Genomic DNA, 19,472 nt, shown 5'->3' on the forward strand with positions numbered 1-19,472 from the left:
CTTAGACGGCCGTCTTTTCCAGACATCGCCAGCGTGTCCAGCAACCTATCTCGAAACCGCGCGCCATCATCGTTCGCGGGCAGCTTTCGTCCGTGCCGCACAGCCATGAGCCTGTAGAGTTCGCCGGGTCGGAAGCGAGCGACAGGATTTTCAACCTTCGTGAAGCGAGTAGTCTCATTCGCCGGGCCAGGACGGCGGGCGACGGCCGCTGTGCTCATTCGTCACCGCCCGGCAGCAGGACCTGTTTCCAGATTTCAGCTCGGACAGCCGCTTCAACGCGCCGGACTTCGACGTCAATCGCGATCTGATCCACGCCCATGTCTTCTAGGTTTTTGCGAAGGGCACTTAGATTGCGCCGCACGTGCTGCTCGCCTTGTTCGGCAGGTCGCGTCAGCACGAATTCCACGTGCCGGCGGACGTACGCTGCATCCCGGAAGCGGCCGGGCAGAAGGATCACCTTCGCTTGTCGGATCGCGATCTGAACATGAAGCCGGGGATCGCTTGTCATGTCGACCGGCGCGGCCTCGCGCCGGGCATCGCGCACTACTCGGATGGCAGACGTGTCGGCCATGTCATGCCACCCCTTGGGCTTGTCGACCGTCGAAGAAGGATCGCCACGCCTTGAGCGCAAAGGCGTGACAGTGCTGTTCGATCTCGGCTTCGGTGATGCCGAGACCTGCGAGCCGGTTCCACTCGATATCCAAGTGATCGATCAGGTATTGCTCGGCATCGTCCACGGACGGCCGCTTCTGCATTTCGGCCGAAATGAACTCGACGATCCGGCGATGTCTGGACGAAGGGAAGATGTAGACCTGCGCCATAGGTCAGACCTCAGATGATTTGCGACTGGGGAAGTGGGCGGCACGCCGTTAGACGGAGAGACCCGGCGTGCCGCCGGTGCCGATCGTGTACGTCCGACGACCGGCGCGCGCGGCGAGGCGTTATTCCCGCCAGCGCAAACGGGAGATATCAGGCTGCTGCCTGATCGCCCCGAAGAAGCTTGTAGAGGTCTTCGACGGGGACAGTCGTGCGACGTCCATTCTTGCGAAGGCGGATCGCGCCTTCCTTCGCGAGTTCGTAAAACCGTGTATTACCGATGCCTGCGATTTCACGAAAGCGATCAGCCGCGACGTTCGGCGGCAGGCTGTAAATCTTAATGAACTCGATAAGGGTCAGATCGCCGGACATCGAAAGCGCTCTCCTAAAATTTCATTCGTCGATGCCCGCGACCATCCGCTGCGTCGCGAACGTTCGTCAACGGCCGTCGGCGGGCGCAATAGTCAAATAGTCAAGAACCATGGGTATGCTTTTGATGCGCGAGGCCTTTTCGCATTCGAAGGCGTTCGAAGCAGTGTGCACAAATTGGTTGTTTCCGGGCGTTTTACCGGCCGTTTTGAAAAAATCGCGCAACGAGCTCGTTCGGGCGGCTCAGGTGGTCGCGCGACTGATCTGCGTTAGTATGTTCGATCGGATGGAAGTTTAGCTTGCAGCCGATCGCGATCGCCGCGCCTTCGCAATCGGCACGACGGCGCCGGACTTGCGCAGGTCGTCCAGATAGTCGGCCCACCATTGCATCATCCGAACGCGTTCGTCCCAGTATTCGGCGGCGTTGTAGGCGGCGCGGACTTCGTCGGCTTCCATGTGCGCCAGTTGACGTTCTATCGCGTCGTGATGCCACAGGCGGCTTTCATTCAGCCGCGTCGACGCGGTCGACCGGAAGCCGTGCGCTGTCATCTGGGTCTTGTCGTAACCGAGCCGACGGAGCGCCGCGTTCAAAGTGCCGTCCGATATAGGCCGATGCCACGACCTGATTTGCGGAAACAGAAAGGGCGAGGATCCGGTCACTTCGCGAAGATCGGCGATCAGCGCAATCGCCTGCCGCGACAACGGGATCAGGTGCGGCCTCGGCATCTTCATTTTTTCCTTCGGGATGCTCCAGACAGCGCCTCGCAGATCGAACTCCTTCCATTCCGCGTGCCGGAGCTCACCGGGCCGAACGAAGGTAAGCGCGATCAGCTGCAACGCCGCGCGCGTTGTGATCTGACCGTCGATATCGTCAACGGCGCGCAGAAGCGCGCCGACGCGCTTCGGTTCGGTGATTGATGCGCGGTGCTGAACCTTCGGTGAAATCAGGGCGCCTGCAAGATCGCCGGACGGGTCACGTTCGGCGCGTCCCGTCGCGATCGCGTACCGGAAGACACGGCCGGCGAGGCTGCGCGCCCGCCGCGCGCTTTCGTAGCGGCCGCGGCGTTCGACCTTCCGGAGCGCGTCCAGCAATTCCGGCGCGGCTATTTCGGCGATCGGACGATCGCCTATGTCGCCGCTCAGGAGACCGATCAGCCATTTCTTTTTTTCGATGGTGGCCGGGTCGTCGCCTTCGGCTTCGAACTTGGCGATCAGTTCGTCGGCGACGATCCGGAAGGTGTTGGTCCGGGCGATGCGGGCGGCGCCGCGGTCCAGCTTCCGCTGTGCTGACGGATCTACGCCTTTCGCCAGAAGGGCCTTGTTCGCGTCCCGCGCAATCCGGGCGTCAGCGAGGCTGACAGCTGGATATGCGCCTAGCGCGATCAGCCGCTGTTTCCCATCGAACCGGTATGCCTGGCGCCAGAGCCGCGACCCGCTCGTCTCCACAAGCAGGTACAGGCCCCCGGCGTCGCCCAACTTGTAGGGCTTCTCCGCGGATTTGGCGGAACGGCAGGCGGCATCTGAAAGCGGCATCGAAACGGTTCCCCAGCGACGATCTACCAACACGCTTTCGGCGCGATACCAACGACCCTACCAACAAAGTCACCGGATGGAGACGGAGGATGCCGAATGTCAACGGACCAGAAAGCACTTATTTTCAAGTACTTCTATCAAGTTAGCGGATGCTGGCGGAAGTCAGAGAATGGGGAAATGGTGCCCAGGGGCGGCATCGAACCCTCGCCTATCCAGCTGAAACTACATCAATTTTTGATCGAAGGTGTTCCAGTGTACCTGCCAGTGGACCCAGCGCTCTTGGCGTCGCTGCCGCGGTGCGACACTGTGCCGCCGTACCCAAGTCGCGTGCGTATCACGCTCTGCGAAAGAGATCATCAGCACCGTGCTGTGCGCTATCCCACGCGAAGAGGGTCGCCCGCTTCTGGCCTTCGCCGGCCTCTGGACAAATTGGACGGGCCTCCGAAAGGCAAGGGCAGGCAAAGTTACCATCGATGTGTTCGGCTTCTTGACGTGCGATCCGAACGCCGAGGTCAAGCGCGTTCATCCCGAGGCAATGCCCGTCATTCTGATGACGGAAGAGGAACGCGACATCTGGATGCGGGAACCGTGGGACGAGGCGTAGCGTCCCATAAGATCGTCGCGACCGGCGAGAAGGAAGATCCCGGTCCGGAGACTTGAAGCGGAACGATCTACGACGTCGCTTCCTGGATCTGGACCGACGGCTGGCGAGAAGCGGAGTTTCCAAAGATTAGCCGCAAATAGGTCACGGCATAGATCAAAGCTCCAATGCCGAAAAGCAACCACAATATGGGCTGCCAAACCGGCACGTAGGTGAGATTTCCGTCGTAACGATAGGCCGTCTTGGAAACGTCGGGGAGGCCATTCGCCGGCCAGAAATGTGCCAATACACCGACCTCCTCCTTGCAGTTTTGAGGACAGCTAAAGTTGCCGTCGATCGCAAAGTACAAACTTCTGCGCAAAAATGTTCCCTCGAGGATAGCCAAACCGAGAAGGGGCAGCCCGACGAACAGGATCAACGACCAGATCGCGACAGTGCGGGCCTTATCCGATATCAGTCGAAGATCGGATTTGGTGGCCACCTATCGAACCAGGCCCCGTCCGTATGTCGCCTCGCAAAAGCCTTCGCCCACCACAGCGGCCAGACACAAAGCGTGGCGACAACGGGAACACCGAGAAGGGCAACAGCATGAGCGTTGAGCGAAGACCAGTCTAGTCCGAGGATTTCGAGAATCTTGCCCGCTCCGGACTTCGCGCCGCGCGTCAGAAGAAATAGCGCAACGGTGCCTGAAAGCGTAAGCCGCGACGCCTTGCCCCACTGTTCGCGGAGCATGTCGTCTGGGCTTTTTTTATCGGCCATGTATTCGCGCCCTTCTTGCTACAAACCCAGACGTCTGCCGAGCTTCCTTATTTCATTGTTCGGGCCTGGCCCGTGCTCGAGATCGTGTTTTGCGTTATCAAGGTTTCTTATAATGTCATTGTTCGGCCCGAGCCCATGCTCGAGATCGTGGAGCGCATTCGTAAAGGCCTTCACGATCTCGTTGTTCTTCCCGAACTCCGCGCCTCCGAACAGAACTTTCAATATCCGAGTCGACCGATGGGCACGCCGCAGCGGCGCGTGATGCCGCCTTGACGCTGTCGGTCAGCGCGTGACGCTGAGCGATGATTTCTGGCGGCAGCTCTGCGGCGTCGGCTGAATTCATCTCGAGCTTGGCACTCACGATGTAACCGTTTTGCGTCGCCTTTAGGAGCGCGCCTTCGACAATCGTTGTCGTCTGACGGTGAAAACAACGTGTTCGCGACCTATTTCAAGAAGTACAGGCCCAGCCTCGGAGATCGTCTGTCGGCGTTGCTGCTGCAGGTCTATCTTCACTACGACCCCGCCATCGTCAAATTGCTACGCCACCGCCTACCTCTACCACGACAACGCATGGACTTTCTGTTGCTGCTCCCGGACCGCCAGCGGATCGTCATCGAGGTCGACAGCAAGCAACATTTCTCAGAGGACGGCAAACCCTCGCTGAAGGTCTACGCCGACATGGTGTCGGCCGACCGGGAATTGCGGCTTGCCGGATATGAGGTATACCGCCTCGGTGCGAACGAAGTTGTCGGCGACGGCTCCGAGGCGAGAATTGCGGATTTCTTCGACAAGCTCTTCCGACTCCATCGAGTCGGCAGTGAGAACTGATAGTGCGAGGTTGAATTGAAGCGCCACACGCTCGCACGGGCGCTTCGTTCGTAATTCTGCGGGATCTGCGATCATGAGCGAAGGGCGGGAATTTCAGGAGATCGCTCATTGCGGTGGGCAGGTGATCTTCACCGTCGACAGAGGCGACGAGGCGGCGCGTCAGTGACGAGAAACCCCTCCCTTAGATGCACCAGAAACGCATCCTGGCAGGTCTCATCATCCGGGCCCGCTGCGTTGCAGTTAATGATGCTCAGCGAGCTCGCCTACCTGGCCCAGCAATCAAACCGCACAATGCATGCGACAGCCACGCAGCCAACCCGATCAGCGTCCAAGAGCCCCAACCCTGCACTCGTTCTATAGCGACATGCCAAGCTTTGCGCGCCGGTCAACTACCAACGCTGGTGATTGATCGAGATGAACGATACATGGCAATTCTTGGTTAATGAACGTTAGGCTGAGCGTCGCGTGCCAAAAGTTGGCGCTAACGGACCTGATCGATTCCACTCGCTCATCGCCGGTAGGAATTCTGCGCACTAAGGCCGCTCCAGCCATGATGACTGTGCAAGGGATTAGGCCACTCGCGGCGGGAAAGAAATATGGCAGCAAACGGGGCAGGCTCCGAGAGATCGGTGATCCTAATCGACAACTTCGACTCATTTACATTCAACATTGCCCAGATGATCGGTGAGGTGAATGGTAGAGACCCCATCGTCCTCGATAACACCGTGCCATGGAGAGAAATCCGCAAGATCCCCCATGATCGCATTATCCTCTCGCCGGGGCCGGGAAATCCTCATACTCCAAAAGATGTCGGCGCTACGATGGATGTTTTGGCCGGCAGCGCCGTTCCGGTCTTGGGAGTATGCCTGGGGCATCAATCCATCGCCCATTTTCATGGCGCATCCGTCTCCCGCGCGCCGGAGCCCCTCCACGGCCGGATCCGCACCATCACAACCTCCGGGACGGACCTGTTCCTGGGGCTGCCCCGCTCCTTCGATGTGACAAGATACCATTCGCTGGCAGTGACCGGTGAGCTTCCGGAATGTCTTAAATGCACTGCCATGAGCGAGGATGGCGTCATTATGGGACTCCGGCATCGGCACCTGCCGCACTACGGCATACAGTTTCACCCGGAATCCATCTGCTCACAATACGGACGAGAGATGTTTGCTAACTTCCTCTCCGATGTATGCGCCCCATCGGTAGCGCGGTCCCCACTTGTGCGCCTGGAGGTGGCCTGATCATGCTGGGCATGCCCCGCCTTAGCGACTTTCCCTTCGAAACGACCAAGTATGACGCGAGAAGTTCGACGATCTCATGCAGAGCCAGCGCTGAGGATGTATTCGTGCACCTCTTCCGGGGTACACAGCCTGCTTTCTGGCTGGACAGCAGTATGCTGGTGCCCGGGCTGTCGCGTTGGTCGTTCATAGGAGGGCTTGGCGGACCGGGCAGCTATCTTGCATCCTACGATGCGTCTCGACAGGAAATCGAGATTACTCGCGACGGCCAGGCGCCCCAGCTGACCATCTCCGGATCGATTTTCAAGTTCCTCGCCGATAACCATGCCACCTGCAAGCTGCAGGATGAGGGCGACGTGCCAGATATTCCCTTTAAAGGGGGCCACGTGGGCTATTTCGGTTACGAACTGAAATCTCTCACCTGCGGCGTCAGCTCCCCACCCTCTAAATGTCCAGATGCAACCTTCATCTTCTGCACAAGATTCCTCGCCTTCGATCATGAGAATGGCAGCATCCATATCGTCGCACTCTACCCCAAAGCCGAGGCCGCATTGGCTGACGAGGTCGCCCTTTGGATCAGCAAGAACGAACGTGACATTCGGCGCATCGAAGCAGCCCCCAGCACTACCCCATCGTCACCAAACGCAAAAAGCGCTCCGCTTCAGTTCAAGCTTCGTCAGGGGCGAGCCCGGTACCTAGAACAAATCGAAAGATGCCTTTCCGAGATCCGCGCCGGCGAGACTTACGAGGTCTGCCTGACAAACGAGATTACTGTTGCGGCAGAGATCGACCCGCTTGATCTGTATCGGGTCCTAAGGCGGAGAAACCCGGCCCCTTACTCGGCTTTCCTCAGACTTGGAGATCTCTGTGTTGCCTGCTCGTCCCCGGAGCGATTCCTCAAGATCGATCGCAACCTCATTGTCGAGACCAAGCCCATTAAGGGCACTGCGGCTCGACATGAGGTCCCAGCCGAAGATGAGCGGATCGCAGAAGAATTGCGTCTGGACGAAAAGAGCCGGGCCGAAAATCTCATGATCGTGGACCTGATGCGGAATGATCTCGGCCGCATCTGCCGCACCGGAAGCGTTCATGTGCCAAGCCTCATGCACATCGAAAGCTACAAGACCGTACACCAGCTGGTCAGCACCATTCGTGGCGAACTGGTGTCGCCTGACGATATCATCCCCTGCATTTCTGCGTGTTTTCCAGGCGGGTCGATGACGGGCGCACCTAAGATTCGAACCCTAAAACTCCTCGATGAACTGGAACAAGCGCCGAGAGGTATCTATTCGGGGGCGATCGGTTATCTGTCTCTGTGCGGCCAGCTTGATCTGAATATCGTCATCCGAACGATCGTCTGCCGGGGACGCCAACTGAGTATCGGTTGCGGCGGGGCCATCGTCGCGTTGTCTGACCCCAAGGCGGAGTTCGAAGAGATTCTCCTCAAGGCGCGCCAGCCGATCCGTGCGATTGCCGAGGCCATGACAGGCAACCCAGATCATGACGTGGCGATCGATGGCCCAGACGATGATGCAGGCGCGGAAACAGTACCCGATTCTGCACATCGTGTCCGTCTGGCGACATTCCAGGACAGGGACACGATTGCACAATGCGTGGGAAGGCTTCTCACGGAGCTCGGAGGACCGGGGCCGCAATTCGACCGGCAGACGGCGGTCAGCGCTGCTGGGCAAATCGCGATGGATTCGCGGCTCGGCTTCGCCCTGATAATGGAGGATGTGCCGGCAGCCGAAGTGATCGGCATTGCTGTCGTCTCCCAGGTCACCGCAGTAAGGGCTTCAGGCCACTATGGCATCCTGCAGGAGCTCTGGGTCGATCCCCGCTATCGCTCGGCTCAAAGTGGGAGACGGCTTCTGGCCGCCCTGGATGGCGAGGCGCGGGTGCGGGGCTGGCCCATGGTCGAAGTGTCTCTTCCCTCGACCGACCGTTCCGGCGCCGAGAGGCTCGTCGCATTCTATGAAAGCATGGGCTTCGTATCGGCGGGAGAACGGCGACGAAGGAGGCTTCTGTGAACTGGCTAACCGTACACACGACGCCGGTCTCACCTAGCCCTGGGGGCCTTATCGCCGATGCGACGGGGACGAGTAAGCCTTCAAGGGAAGTGGGGGATCGAATCAACGAGATCCGAAGCGGATTGGAAAGCTCGCCTGGTGTCCAATTTATCTCGACCCCTGAGACCGTCACGGACGAGGTCGTATCGATCCTGGGCAGCCTTCATGATCCGGGCTACCTTGAGGCACTCCGCTTCGGGCCACATCCACAAGAGCCAGAGATCACCGAGCTTGCTAGAAGATATACCGCGCCCGGTGTGCCGCAAAACACATCCGTCGACGCGGGGATATATCAGCGCGCCCTTTTGTCCGCCGCTACCGGCTTCGCAGCCGCGACCACAATCGCCTCGAAGCGAACTCTAGTAAGTTACGCACTATGTCGGCCGCCAGGGCACCATGCTGGGCGCAGCTTCATGGGTGGGTATTGTTTGCTGAACAACGTCGGAGTCGCGGCGCTGAGCCTGCGCGCATCGGGCTTCCGCAAGCTGGCGATCCTCGACCTCGATTTCCACCCTGGCAATGGAACAAGCGATGTGCTGAGCACACACCCGGATATCGGATTCGCCAGCCTGCACGCCCGGACTGACGTCAATTTCCCCTGGATCCCGCAACTTCAACCAGCACTCGACAGCCACAGGTATCTTGAATTTCCGACCGATCCGAGCCCGGCAGCATACACATCGGCGCTTCGCGGGCTCTTGGAATCCGACTGGGCCGCCACGCTGGACGTTCTGGTTGTCAGCTTGGGGTTCGATATCGTCGTCGGAGATCCGCATGGTGGTTGGACACTTCCGCCAGAAATCTACCGAGAGATCGGCCTGGCATTGGCCTCGATCGGCAAGCCGATCTGCTTCGTACAGGAGGGCGGCTACCGGCTGGACACGTTGTCGGCCTGCGCCAAGCATCTAGCCGCCGGCCTGCGACTTGGAATGCAGGAAATGGGCAGGAGCCATGCATGACTGATACCTTCACCCCCGACGCGGGCCTTCTTCCATTTCGGGAGATCATCAACAAGCTGGACAAACAACTGGTGGACATCCTCAGCCGGAGGCTTTCCGTCTGCGCTGAGGTTGCACGCTACAAGAAGGAACGCGGGATCGCGATGATGCAACCCGATCGCGTTACAGAGGTAAAGGCGCGTTGCGCCGAGATTGGGGCGGAACGCGGCCTGCGCAGGGAATTCACTGAAGATCTTTATTCGCTGATCATAGGAGAAGCCTGCGAGCTCGAAGCCATGATCATAGACGAGCAGATGGACGTCTCCTGATGGTCCGCATCTACACGCTCGGCCCAGCGAGAAGCTGTCACCATCATGCGACCTTGAAATATCTCGAGTTCCAAGGGATCGAGCCGCAAGACATCATACTCGTCGACGATCTCGTGGCTGCCGCGGCCGAGGCCGCAGATCGCGGCGACAGCTATGTCCTCCAATGCAGCGCGCACCTGAATGTCCATCTCGTGACCGAGAAATTCCGCGACCGTCTGCAGGTCGTCGACACCTTCATATTGCCCACCCAGAGCATCGCGGTCGTCAAACGCAAGGACGTAAAGGAGCCTCGGTCGCTGGGTCTCCCCGAGCCAACGATGGGGTATATCGACAAGAATGCTTGGAATGAGCTGATTTTCGAAACGACAAAGCCGGTTGTAGAGAAAAAACTTCTCGAAGGCGTGTATGATGCGGGCGTTGCTTACAGCAGATCGGCGCTCGAACATCCCGAAAAGCTCGAGATCATGCAGGAGATTGGCGAGGTGGTGACGACCTGGCTATTGTACGGTCCCCGCCCTCGCTACTCCGACACGATCATCGCCAGCCCCTATCCTGAGTTGCATGACGTGCTGCCTTGAACACACGAACCTGAACGAGCACCGTCATGACCTCCTCCCCTCCTGACGCGCGAACGAAGCTCGTCATTGCCGCTCTGACCATCGCCGCCTTCGCTATCGGCCTGGACACATTTGTCATCATTGGGGCGCTCGATGTGATCTCTCGTGACCTCGGGATTTCAACCGGCGCGGCGGGCTGGATCATTTCGATCTACGCACTCTGCTACGCTGTCTTCGCGCCGCTGAATGCCTGGATGTTCAAGGCCATGAGCCGTCGCAATGTCCAAATCCTGTCCGTTTCGATCTTCATCATCGGTAACCTGATCTGCGCGGTCGCGCCGAACTTCCTAATTCTTGCTGCTGGTCGCGTCATTTCGGCCTACGGCGCGGCGATGTTCACCCCGGCGGCTACCGCACTAACCGCCGAGCTCCTGCCGCCTACCCGCAAAGGTTTCGCGTTGTCCCTCATCTTCGGCGGCATGACCGTTTCACAGGTTGCTGGCGTCCCGGCCACCAGCTGGATCGCAGGTGCTATCGGCTGGCGCTTCGCATTCGGTTTCGTCGTCATTGCCGGGCTTCTCGCATTGATGATCTTCGCCCCGATGATGTCTGGAATCCCTGCCAAGATGCCGGAGCGCGGAAACGGACCGACCTCCAAAGAATTCTCCAAAATCATCTACGGTATCCTTTCCGTGACACTATTCGTCGTTGTTTCCGAGTTCATCGTTTATTCCTATGTGAGCGTCTTCATCACCGGTTTTCTGCTTGCCGGGGTTCCGCTGCTCTCGGCCGCGCTCTTTGCCTACGGTTTCGGAGCCGTGACGGGAAACGCAGCGTGTGGCGTTCTGACTGACCGTTTCGGCCCCTATAAAGTCCTCATCGCAGCCATAGGCGCACAGCTAATCCTGCTCGTAGGTTTGGTTGCATTTGGACACCATGGTGCCCTCACCGTGCTCTTCGCCTTCCTTTGGGGCAACGTCAGCTACATGTATCTGGTGCCGATCCAGCACCGGCTCCTCGGCCTAGCCGGGGATAGGTCGAAGCTGGTCCTGGCAATGAACAGCTCGACTACCTTCGCAGGGATCGCCATCGGCGCTTTTCTCGGCGGCATCCTCGTCGAGATCAGCGGAGTCACATCGCTGGCCGTGGCGTCCATCCTGATTGGTCTCATCGGCGTCGGGCTGGCTGTTGCCTTCATGCGTGATGCAGCGCCTGCGGAAGCTGCGAATGCGGCATGAACGGGATGAAATCGAGCACGATCGACCACCAGGATGCTTGTCGGGTCTGCTTGGTCAAGCGCGGAGCAAGCCGCATACGCCCTTCGTCAGTCTAGACTATGGACATCACCATGCAGCACGTGGTCGATAGCGCTTGTCAGCCATCCATCTGGCTCATGCCACATGACTCTCGTGCGCCCGCTTCGCTCGCCCTGATTCGCTCTTGCTCACGCGGCATTGCGCTCAGCTTTACCTCACCTGCTAAGTGCAGTTGACCTGCTCCCGCCAAATGAGGCCAGTCTGAACTGGAATTTCCAATTATGATCCCGTGTCGGGACGAGGAGAGCTCCATGAAGCATCGAAGTTCAGCGAGGCCCAAATCGCATTTGTTTTGAAGCAGGCGGAAGACGGTGCGCCGGTGGCCGAAGTCTGCCGCAAGGCCGGGATCAGCGACGCCACCTTCTATGATTGGCGCAAGAAATATGCAGGACTCATGCCGTCCGAGATGAGGCGGCTGCGTCAGCTCGAGGAAGAGAACGCCAAGCTGAAGCGGATCGTCGCCGACCTGTCTTTGGACAAGGCCATGCTGCAGGACGTGCTCTCAAAAAAGCTCTGAGGCCTGGCCGCAAGCGCGAACTTGTCGACAAGTTGCGCAGCGACTGGAAGGTATCGATCGTGCACTGTACGTCTACAAGTCGAAACGCGGCGACCAGGCCGACCTCAAGCATAGGTGTCAATCGGCGTTCGACTGGGGCTCTGACGCATATTCGATGATCGTGATTGTTTTTATGGCGCGCCAATCAGCCTTGCCTGAAGGAGATCGAGCTTAGCGCGCCCGTACATCTGCCGTTTGACCAGCTTGAGCTTGGTGATCTGAGCTTCCACTTGGCCATTGGACCATGGTTGCGTGATTGCCGCGTGCACCGCGCCCTTATCGTTGGCAATGCCATTCGCGAACGAGGCAATGAGGCTCCGCTTGGATTCCTCAATCCAAGGTTCGAGCTCCATCTCGGCCTTCTTTCGGATCATCGCGTGGAAGCGGCCAACGAGAGCTTGGGCATCGGCCAGCATAGGAACGTTTTGTTCGATGACGGCAAGCGTGACGGTCTCGGCCCTGGTCAGGTGGTCGCGCTTCGTCGTCATCAGCTGCGCTATCGTCCTGGCGGCGGGGACCTTCTGCAATTGTTGATGGCTGATAGTCTCGGCACGTCGCCGTCGCGTCGCCCATTCCGCCACCACGCGCAGCGATCCCATAAAGCCTTGTCCCTTCAAACGGCGCCAGAGTTCGGCACCGTTGCGACAGCCGCCTGACCATTGCGCGTCCAGGAACGGCAGGTGCCCGTCCAGGGTGCTTTGACGGGTGCGGAACATATCCGTACCGCCACCGCGGCTAATTTGGCGAACCAGATTGCGACTATGTCCTGTGCGGCGGACGATCTCCTTGAACGGCACACCGTCGCTGACGAGAGCCGCAATTGCGGCATGGCTGTCCTGGCGCCGCAGATAGCCCTGATAGCGCAGCTTTTCCGCATAGGTCAGCAATTCCGGGTTGATCGTTGTCGCTCCGATTGCGGTTCGGATTCTGTTCATGGAGCGGCGCACTGAACCGCTCCGGGTTTGCCGGAGGCCATTTGGTTTAAGTTATGCCGCCATGGCGGGTTGTTCCCGCATGGCGTAGTAGCGTTGCTCGGCTTCGGCAGGCGGGATGTTGCCGATGGGCTCGAGGAGCCTTCGGTTGTTGAACCAGTCGAGCCATTCGAGGGTAGCGAACTCGACGGCCTCGAAGTTCCGCCACGGTCCACGCCGATGGATCACCTCCGCCTTGTAAAGTCCATTGATCGTTTCGGCGAGAGCATTGTCGTAAGAATCTCCGACGCTGCCGACAGAGGGCTCCACGCCGGCTTCGGCCAGGCGCTCGGTGTATTTAATGGATACGTATTGGCTACCCCTGTCGCTGTGACCACGAGCCCGCCACGATGGACCGGCCGTCGATCATGCAATGCCTGCTCCAGCGCATCGAGCACGAAGCCTGCATGCGCCGTGCGCGAGGCCCGCCAGCCCACGATCCCGCGGGCATAAGCATCGATCACGAAGGCAACATAGAAGAAGCCGGTCCAGGTCGCGACATAGGTGAAATCGGAAAGCCAGAGGACGTTCGGCCTCGGCGCCTTGAGCTGGCGGTTGACGTGATCCAGCGCGCATGGCGCGGCCTTGTCGCTGATCGTCGTTTTGACGGGCTTGCCGCGGATGACCCCTTGTAGACCCATGTCCCGCAAGCCTCATTGCCTCGTTCGCGAATGGGATCGCCAACGATAAGGGCGCGGTGCACGCTGCTATTACGCAACCATGGTCCAATGGCCAAGTGAAAGCTCACATCGCCAAGCTCAAGCTGGTCGAACGGCAGATGTACGGGCGCGCTAAGCTCGATCTTCTTCAGGCTAGGCTGATTGGCGCGCCATAAAAACAATCACGATCATCGAATATGCGTCAGAGCCCCGATTGGATGCCGATTACCCCGAACACTGGTTTGACTAGGTCGCAACAGAAGCTTAATGACTTGATTTCAGTGCGGCGCTGGAAGGCAAAAGCTTGAACTAAGCGGCAGATCTATCGAAGCCCTTCCATAGCGAGCCGCAGCGACTTCGGGATGCGCTGCGCCTTTCCGGCTGAAATAAACGCCACGCGTACACGCGCCGTGACTAGGAGATCGTCTCCGCGCCTGCATTCCTGCAGCAACGCAATCGACGCTCCCCTCACCTCTTGCGGGACTGTGACGACGTCAAGCAGGTCATCCAAGACCGCCGGTTTTAGAAAATCGATCGTCATGGAGCGGACAACGAAGGCAAAGCCGGGCGCATCTTTCTTGGCTTCTCTGAGTAGCGCTTGCTGAGTGGTTCCGAGCAGGCGCAAGTAGTTCGTTCTACCGCGTTCCATGAAGCGCAAAAAATTTGCGTGATAAACAATCTGACCGGAGTCAGTATCTTCGAAATAGACGCGGACCTGCATATGATGGCCGCCGTCGCGAATTTCGCCATCAAGAGAAGCTGTCACAGTGCGGTTTCCTTACTGCCGTTCTGGGACGAATTGTCTTGCACAGAGGCGCGTTCCGCAGCAAGTGCCAATGGGTTTGGTGCGTGCAGGTTGAGGCTGCCCGGCGCAAGGCCGGTCGGAGACCGGTTGCTTTGCGAGAAGCCGGCACCCCCCTATCCAGATTTCGGGCAAGTCCCGCACGCACGGATGGTTTGCAGAGCTCTTATCGCTGCTCAGCAATCCCCGAGGACCGAGGTCGCCCCACTGGCAAGCGCCTTGATCTCCGCGTACATCTCCGCTTCGCAGGCCAAAGTCGGGATTGCCCGGCAGTGCGGATTGTTCAGCAAGCAGTCCTATTCCGCGAATCCTAACATTCTTAGCAATTGTTAAACTCCGGCCGGTCAGCCATCGCGGCTGGATATTCCAGGTGAGATGGTCATGGAGATCGATGAAACCGGGCAGAATGATCCACGGTACCTTGACCGAAGAGTCGGCCGCGCCGATGCTCTGCGCCCGAGCTCGTCGCTCGGTACGACACGCACCGCGCCTGGCAAGTCCGCGCCGAGCGCTGCCAATAGATCGAAGTCGCTCCGTGGCCACCGCGCCGCAAGAAAGCGACGAGTTCATTTGCATATCCGTCACGTGCCGGGACGCTGCCTTCATGAGCCGGGCGATTCGGTCGTAAGGTGGCCGTTGGAGCAGATGCTCGAGTTCGGCATGAGAGGCCGCCAACGTCATTCAACATTCCGCGTTGTCGTGTTCAGCCGTGTCCGGCTGAAGACGTTAATGTCCGGGACCAGACACTGAGGCGCGAGTATTCCGTCGGTGGACACGAAGCACATGGTTTTGCCCTCTTCAAGCCAGGCTCGCAAATGTCTTTAGTGGCACGTGTATTGCTGGGACACCGTAAATGGATCCGCACGACCATGACGATCTCGCATTCGCCGGCCCAGGAGTTCAAATGAAACTTGCTCGACTCAATGCCTTGGACCTGCGCTATTGAGTGCGGTCCCGCCTAAAGCTTTGCCGCGTCCCTCGCGGGTGCCGCTGTCGTTCTTCGCGTCGGGTAACTCTCAAGACCACCAGACACGACTAGCATTGAGCGCGCTTACTCACGAGCAAATCCGAACCAGTGTGACACGTTTGGGCGGCTCTGTGTCGAATGCATGCAGCGGCATGCGAATGTTGGCGTCGGACCGGGAGGAAACCAAATCAAGCTTGGTCTCGAGCAATGGCCGCTTCCTGTCGAAGAGGGGAGCGGACAGAAGTTGTTCAATGGCACCCTGGAGCAGATCGAGCTCGGCGCCCGACCCGGCGCGGGTCACACTCGAAGGTGGAGCACCATTTTCTCCAGCAGTATTCGCACTCCTCAGCCCCTGAAGTCTTTCTCGGTGCCGTTTCGCAACGCCCGAAGGACATTCGGCCACGGCATCTGTCTTCCTCGCCGAACCATAATCATCCCGCGTGTCCCCGAGCGGATGGCGACACTCGGTCTGCTCTACGGTGGTTGCGTCGAGTAGGAGCCGACAAATCCGCGTCTGATCGAATTGCACGACTTCAGTATCGAGCCCGAGCTTAAGAGCGCGATGTGACACGAGCAACGAAGCTGCCATCGGGCCTTGCCTTCACAAGAAAGCTAGAGGAGTTTAAAAAAATGCGTGCGCCGTCCTATTCCGAGGCCTTGGAATTCGCGATCGACCGCTCGTACGACATTAACCTTGACATGTTGAGGTCACGGAATTTGCACCTTGACATGCACAACGATTATCTTGTCGGCACATATCCGCCTCTCAAGGCAATGGGCGACCTGAATGCCGAAAAGTTGTTGCTTCAGGTTTCGTCGTCAATTGATCTCTATTTTCACATCCCCTTCTGTGATCAGTATTGTACCTTTTGCCACTTCGCCAAGGAAATCAATCCATCTTCCGGGCGAGTAGAGCGCTATCTGGCGGCTTTAGATAAAGAGATGAGTTGGTCGGACTCAGCGCTGGGTGGCAGAGCTGTTGAGACTGCTTTTTTTGGAGGCGGCACTCCCTCGTTCTTAACCAACCGTCAACTCGAAACGCTATTTGGCATGATTAGCCGGCGCTTTGACTTGTCTAAGTCGGAAGTGAGTTTCGAATTGCATCCCTCTCTTGCAAAGCAAGTGGACGCTGCAGATCGCATATCCACACTGCTTAGAGCCGGCGTAAACCGCTTCGTATTGGGCGTTCAGAGTCTAGATCCGAGCATTTTACGCATATTGAACCGCGGGCACCACGTGGACGAGGTAGTACAACTCGTAAAGTTACTGAATGAGATGGGCGTTCAGAATCTGTCGCTTGATCTCATGTATGGGTTGCCGCAGCAAACGCTCCGGAGCTGGTACGACTCACTTATCGGCTTACTGGATATGGGAATAGAGAAGTTCAATGTATTCCCATTGATGTTTAAATCTACAGACCCCGTAGCCCGCCATTTGGCTAGCGGACGATATCAATTTGCCGGGGCTAAGGAGCGCATTATCATGCATTTTATGGCCGAGCACATCCTCACGAAACTCGGCTATCGCCATGGGCCGATTTTCTATTGGAGTAAGCAGTCGCAGCCGCACTCAATTCAACAGAGCCGCAAATACGATTCCTGGAACGACAATAATCTGGTCCCGTTTGGGGTTGCCGGGTTTGGTTACATGAGCCAGTGCCAGTTCTATAACGAGGCAGATTTAGATCGCTACCTATATAGGGTTGAGGCGGGCGAGAAGCCTGTGTGGAAGGGTGTTGTCCTGTCGCAAGATGATCTCATGCGCAGAACGGTAATGTTTGCCCTGCGAAGCAGTGGGGTGTTGCTCTCCCGCTTCGAGCGGGAGTTTGGGGTGTCGATCGAGAAATGCTTTGGCCGCGAGCTTGAACTCTTGAACGCGGCAGGACTCATCTGCATTTCAAACGGCCTGCTTTCGCTAACTGCCGCCGGCATTATCAATTCGGGCGCCGTATCGCTCCTATTTTTCTCGAACAATATACTCGAGCGGGTCGCGTACAACGACAGTAGGATAAGAGACAAACGAACTGATCTGCTCGAAAAGCACGATTACTCACCGGCCGCACGATACGGGTCAAGTGCCGAAATGCAAGTTGCGTTTCGATGAAGTCGCGTGCGCGCTCATTTATGGTCGCTCCTTTTTCCGTTTCCACCCCGCAAGGCTCGCCCTGCCAGGCGGAGGAGATATTTTCGCATCTGTCCGATAGCATTGATCGCCGGCAGCGAGAACGCCCGCTTGGGCTTGTCAGCAATTTTGTCGCCGATCAACTGCCGCACTGCATTGCGGAGATCAAATGCAGTGAACGACCAGATGAAGCGGTTAAGGCTCTTGGGCGTAATATCAACGCGATGATTGCGGAGGCGGACTATGAAGCGCAGCTGCTAAGTCTGCCGCAGTCGGACTTCGAGATCGCTAAGACAGACATCCAATATCTCGTAAATTGTGCTTATCAGATGTCTGCGTTTGCCGGCCTTCATCCCGTGGACGCCGAGCTGACGGTGGGAGAGGTACTGATCCGCCTTGCGCGCTCGACTTGTCAACGGCGGCCTGGCATTGAGGTCCTCTCCTATGAAGATATGATCCTTACGAATCCGCTGCAGAACGATCCACGCGTATACTGCCTCGGCGCGGCCGGCGTCGAGGAGCGAGATTTTTGCTTGGGCCACCAGATCATCGAGAGCGAATTGCAGTCAGCAATGGACGCTCTGCTCAAGTTGCGTGATGTGGCCGACGTGGATGCGGGGCAATGTCTTGCGACATGCCTGGAGCGCCTTGAGTCAGCAAACAATGTTCTGACGCGCTTTTATGAACATATGTCGCCGGACTTATTTGGCCAATTTCGTGTGTTTTACGGAAAGAATCCGTATAAGAATACGCTTGGTCCAAGCGGCCGCTTCTCGGCCCGTATCGTGGCGGTCTCGGTGCTACTGGTCGGTGAAGAACTCTTCCACCAGAAACCGCAATTTTATAGGGATCTGTACCGGCTGTCCGAATATTATCCGCAGAGATGCATTCACGAGGTATTCCGCTGGCTGTCGTCAGGTAAAGGGAGTGCACCGCTCAAGCCAGGTTGGCTAAAGGGGAAAGCGGACTTTCCCAGGGTTGCGACCATTTCGCCAGTCGTGGAGCATCACGGCGGCGAAATCGGAACGCTGCGCACGTCCTGTGTTTGTGCACTGGATCGGTTTACCCGGATGCATCGTAGTACGGCCTTAAAATATACGGTTGAGCCGGGTCGTCCAGTTGTCGGAGTTGAGGTATCGGAAAGTGTTGAGGCTGTCCTTTCTCAGCGGCTGTTGACAGAGGCGCGCCCGTAAGCCGACGGTGGTCTCTGCGTGGCTAAAAACAAAGGCGCAGGCGTCCGCCACCGGTCGAGAGGTAATAGTCGATGTCTCAAGACGAACTGATCCTTCGTCGGTTCGAGTCCGGGGATAGCGATGATGCATGGCATCTGCACAGAAGCGCATCGCAGGATGTTGGTGTGTGTGGCCCGGAAGGGGCTTGGGAGGATGATTTACGCAATATCGGGGAAGTATACATCGCCTCGGGCGGTGACTTCGTGGTTGCGCATATTGGTCCCCGGTTCGCTGCCATGGGTGGGCTGAAACCTTTTCATGATGATGTCGCAGAACTAAAACGTATGCGGGTCGACCCCGTCTTTCAGCGACGAGGGTTTGGAAGGAGGGTTCTTCGTGAATTGGAGTCGCGAGCTGTTGCTCTCGGTTTCAAGTGGATAATGCTCGATACAACAACGATCCAAGTAGGGGCCCAAAGACTTTATGAGAGCGCTGGCTATGTTCGCCGCAGGGAAGGGATGTTGCACGGATATGCAGTGATCTTCTACGAGAAGCGGCTCATTTGGCCAGGAATGACCCCCGCTGAGCAAATGAGGTTGTGAGACCGGACAATCCAGTGAAGCTCTACGGACGCGCAACGAGCACAAATTCAATCACTTGCCCCCTGACTAGCCGAAATGCCCAATCTCGCTCCTTGGGAATGACGTGGAATGCGCTCAGATACAACCGTATCATCCGCGAGGACTTTCTCATTGAGCTTCGCGAGATCTGCGATCGGAATGAATCGTGTCACTGTAGCTGACAAGGACGTGAAGGTTTCGCGACCGATAGGCCTCGAACGCACGCACAAACTCACGTCTGGCCGAGCCAG

The 19,472-nt window shown here is 57.9% G+C and carries 19 protein-coding genes and 4 pseudogenes; 15 read left to right on the plus strand and 8 right to left on the minus strand.

All coding sequences use genetic code 11. From position 1 onward, the window contains the following. Positions 1-214 precede the first annotated feature (214 nt). Together IVB24_RS35050 and IVB24_RS35055 are read right to left on the minus strand one after the other, a co-directional pair. Positions 215-571: a DUF6074 family protein gene (locus IVB24_RS35050; protein WP_247442960.1), complete on the minus strand. Its 357-nt coding sequence runs from the start codon at positions 569-571 to the stop codon at positions 215-217. Between the two features lies 1 nt (position 572). Then, the gene (locus IVB24_RS35055) at positions 573-821 is read right to left on the minus strand and encodes a DUF6074 family protein (RefSeq protein ID WP_247442961.1); all 249 of its coding nucleotides are present in this window, start codon (positions 819-821) and stop codon (positions 573-575) included. A 67-nt stretch (positions 822-888) separates the two neighbouring features. On the opposite strand from IVB24_RS35055, the gene IVB24_RS35060 reads away from it, so the two are divergent. Next, complete coding sequence (locus tag IVB24_RS35060; protein ID WP_247442962.1) at positions 889-1,458, plus strand: hypothetical protein; 570 nt, start codon at positions 889-891, stop codon at positions 1,456-1,458. A 21-nt stretch (positions 1,459-1,479) separates the two neighbouring features. Here IVB24_RS35060 and IVB24_RS35065 read toward each other — a convergent pair whose 3' ends face one another. Next, positions 1,480-2,718: an integrase arm-type DNA-binding domain-containing protein gene (locus tag IVB24_RS35065; protein WP_247442963.1), complete on the minus strand. Its 1,239-nt coding sequence runs from the start codon at positions 2,716-2,718 to the stop codon at positions 1,480-1,482. A 385-nt stretch (positions 2,719-3,103) separates the two neighbouring features. On the opposite strand from IVB24_RS35065, the pseudogene IVB24_RS35070 reads away from it, so the two are divergent. Continuing rightward, positions 3,104-3,378: pseudogene (locus IVB24_RS35070) on the plus strand (SOS response-associated peptidase family protein); the annotation flags it as partial. An 11-nt stretch (positions 3,379-3,389) separates the two neighbouring features. On the opposite strand, the gene IVB24_RS35075 reads toward IVB24_RS35070, so the two are convergent. Both IVB24_RS35075 and IVB24_RS35080 read right to left on the minus strand, forming a co-directional pair. Further along, positions 3,390-3,800, minus strand: coding sequence for a hypothetical protein (locus IVB24_RS35075; RefSeq protein ID WP_247442964.1), 411 nt, complete (start codon positions 3,798-3,800; stop codon positions 3,390-3,392). Further along, positions 3,773-4,078: a hypothetical protein gene (locus IVB24_RS35080; protein WP_247442966.1), complete on the minus strand. Its 306-nt coding sequence runs from the start codon at positions 4,076-4,078 to the stop codon at positions 3,773-3,775. Before IVB24_RS35080 ends, IVB24_RS35075 begins: the two co-directional genes overlap by 28 nt. Before the next feature lie 72 nt (positions 4,079-4,150). Here IVB24_RS35080 and IVB24_RS35085 point away from each other — a divergent pair, with 72 nt between their 5' ends. The 9 genes and pseudogenes from IVB24_RS35085 to IVB24_RS35125 all read left to right on the plus strand — a co-directional run. After that, complete coding sequence (locus IVB24_RS35085; RefSeq protein ID WP_247442968.1) at positions 4,151-4,351, plus strand: hypothetical protein; 201 nt, start codon at positions 4,151-4,153, stop codon at positions 4,349-4,351. A 159-nt stretch (positions 4,352-4,510) separates the two neighbouring features. Further along, positions 4,511-4,906, plus strand: a complete 396-nt coding sequence (locus IVB24_RS35090; protein WP_247442969.1) for a hypothetical protein — start codon at positions 4,511-4,513, stop codon at positions 4,904-4,906. Between the two features lie 596 nt (positions 4,907-5,502). Continuing rightward, positions 5,503-6,147 (plus strand): aminodeoxychorismate/anthranilate synthase component II, encoded by a 645-nt coding sequence (locus IVB24_RS35095; RefSeq protein ID WP_051113056.1) that lies wholly within the window; start codon positions 5,503-5,505, stop codon positions 6,145-6,147. A gap of 2 nt (positions 6,148-6,149) precedes the next feature. Beyond that, positions 6,150-8,174 carry an aminodeoxychorismate synthase component I gene (gene pabB / locus IVB24_RS35100; RefSeq protein WP_247771131.1) on the plus strand — a complete coding sequence of 675 codons (2,025 nt, stop codon included), beginning with the start codon at positions 6,150-6,152 and terminating at the stop codon, positions 8,172-8,174. 89 nt (positions 8,175-8,263) lie between these two features. Beyond that, on the plus strand, positions 8,264-9,172 hold the full coding sequence (locus IVB24_RS35105) for a hypothetical protein (RefSeq protein WP_247442976.1): 909 nt from the start codon (positions 8,264-8,266) through the stop codon (positions 9,170-9,172). After that, positions 9,169-9,480 carry a chorismate mutase gene (locus tag IVB24_RS35110; protein WP_247294229.1) on the plus strand — a complete coding sequence of 104 codons (312 nt, stop codon included), beginning with the start codon at positions 9,169-9,171 and terminating at the stop codon, positions 9,478-9,480. The genes IVB24_RS35105 and IVB24_RS35110 overlap by 4 nt, the downstream gene beginning before the upstream one ends. Continuing rightward, a complete protein-coding gene (locus IVB24_RS35115; protein WP_018458978.1) occupies positions 9,480-10,058 on the plus strand; it encodes a hypothetical protein in 579 nt (192 codons plus the stop codon). Before IVB24_RS35110 ends, IVB24_RS35115 begins: the two co-directional genes overlap by 1 nt. 26 nt (positions 10,059-10,084) lie before the next feature. After that, positions 10,085-11,275 (plus strand): MFS transporter, encoded by a 1,191-nt coding sequence (locus IVB24_RS35120; protein ID WP_247348849.1) that lies wholly within the window; start codon positions 10,085-10,087, stop codon positions 11,273-11,275. 307 nt (positions 11,276-11,582) lie between these two features. Next, a pseudogene (locus IVB24_RS35125) lies at positions 11,583-11,929 on the plus strand (transposase); the annotation flags it as partial. A gap of 111 nt (positions 11,930-12,040) precedes the next feature. Here IVB24_RS35125 and IVB24_RS35130 read toward each other — a convergent pair. Together IVB24_RS35130 and IVB24_RS35135 are read right to left on the minus strand one after the other, a co-directional pair. After that, positions 12,041-12,856 (minus strand): transposase, encoded by an 816-nt coding sequence (locus IVB24_RS35130; RefSeq protein WP_247771142.1) that lies wholly within the window; start codon positions 12,854-12,856, stop codon positions 12,041-12,043. Positions 12,857-12,895: 39 nt separating this feature from the next. Beyond that, positions 12,896-13,530, minus strand: a pseudogene (locus tag IVB24_RS35135) (IS3 family transposase); the annotation flags it as partial. Here IVB24_RS35135 and IVB24_RS35140 point away from each other — a divergent pair. Continuing rightward, positions 13,527-13,715, plus strand: a pseudogene (locus tag IVB24_RS35140) (ISL3 family transposase); the annotation flags it as partial. The pseudogenes IVB24_RS35135 and IVB24_RS35140 overlap by 4 nt on opposite strands. Before the next feature lie 146 nt (positions 13,716-13,861). Here the strand turns inward: IVB24_RS35140 and ybgC are convergent. Beyond that, complete coding sequence (ybgC, locus tag IVB24_RS35145) at positions 13,862-14,305, minus strand: tol-pal system-associated acyl-CoA thioesterase (protein ID WP_026232585.1); 444 nt, start codon at positions 14,303-14,305, stop codon at positions 13,862-13,864. A gap of 1,567 nt (positions 14,306-15,872) precedes the next feature. On the opposite strand from ybgC, the gene IVB24_RS35150 reads away from it, so the two are divergent. From IVB24_RS35150 to IVB24_RS35160, 3 genes are all read left to right on the plus strand, one after another. Further along, complete coding sequence (locus IVB24_RS35150) at positions 15,873-17,411, plus strand: coproporphyrinogen-III oxidase family protein (RefSeq protein WP_247771145.1); 1,539 nt, start codon at positions 15,873-15,875, stop codon at positions 17,409-17,411. Next, positions 17,408-18,622: a hypothetical protein gene (locus tag IVB24_RS35155; RefSeq protein WP_247296091.1), complete on the plus strand. Its 1,215-nt coding sequence runs from the start codon at positions 17,408-17,410 to the stop codon at positions 18,620-18,622. Before IVB24_RS35150 ends, IVB24_RS35155 begins: the two co-directional genes overlap by 4 nt. Before the next feature lie 71 nt (positions 18,623-18,693). Beyond that, entirely contained in the window at positions 18,694-19,203 is a 510-nt protein-coding gene (locus IVB24_RS35160; protein ID WP_247296093.1) for a GNAT family N-acetyltransferase, read from the plus strand. The last annotated feature ends 269 nt before the right edge of the window (positions 19,204-19,472 follow it).

Origin of the sequence: Bradyrhizobium sp. 192 (genome assembly GCF_023100965.1) — a bacterium.
GTDB classification, from domain to species: domain Bacteria; phylum Pseudomonadota; class Alphaproteobacteria; order Rhizobiales; family Xanthobacteraceae; genus Bradyrhizobium; species Bradyrhizobium symbiodeficiens.

What these genes read in the sequence shown, in the direction of transcription:
- IVB24_RS35050 (WP_247442960.1), bottom strand. Translation starts at nt 571, where the DNA reads ATGGCCGACACGTCTGCCATCCGAGTAGTGCGCGATGCCCGGCGCGAG.
- IVB24_RS35055 (WP_247442961.1), bottom strand. Translation starts at nt 821, where the DNA reads ATGGCGCAGGTCTACATCTTCCCTTCGTCCAGACATCGCCGGATCGTC.
- IVB24_RS35065 (WP_247442963.1), bottom strand. Translation starts at nt 2,718, where the DNA reads ATGCCGCTTTCAGATGCCGCCTGCCGTTCCGCCAAATCCGCGGAGAAG.
- IVB24_RS35080 (WP_247442966.1), bottom strand. Translation starts at nt 4,078, where the DNA reads ATGGCCGATAAAAAAAGCCCAGACGACATGCTCCGCGAACAGTGGGGC.
- IVB24_RS35095 (WP_051113056.1), top strand. Translation starts at nt 5,503, where the DNA reads ATGGCAGCAAACGGGGCAGGCTCCGAGAGATCGGTGATCCTAATCGAC.
- pabB (WP_247771131.1), top strand. Translation starts at nt 6,150, where the DNA reads ATGCTGGGCATGCCCCGCCTTAGCGACTTTCCCTTCGAAACGACCAAG.
- IVB24_RS35110 (WP_247294229.1), top strand. Translation starts at nt 9,169, where the DNA reads ATGACTGATACCTTCACCCCCGACGCGGGCCTTCTTCCATTTCGGGAG.
- IVB24_RS35115 (WP_018458978.1), top strand. Translation starts at nt 9,480, where the DNA reads ATGGTCCGCATCTACACGCTCGGCCCAGCGAGAAGCTGTCACCATCAT.
- IVB24_RS35120 (WP_247348849.1), top strand. Translation starts at nt 10,085, where the DNA reads ATGACCTCCTCCCCTCCTGACGCGCGAACGAAGCTCGTCATTGCCGCT.
- IVB24_RS35155 (WP_247296091.1), top strand. Translation starts at nt 17,408, where the DNA reads ATGAAGTCGCGTGCGCGCTCATTTATGGTCGCTCCTTTTTCCGTTTCC.
- IVB24_RS35160 (WP_247296093.1), top strand. Translation starts at nt 18,694, where the DNA reads ATGTCTCAAGACGAACTGATCCTTCGTCGGTTCGAGTCCGGGGATAGC.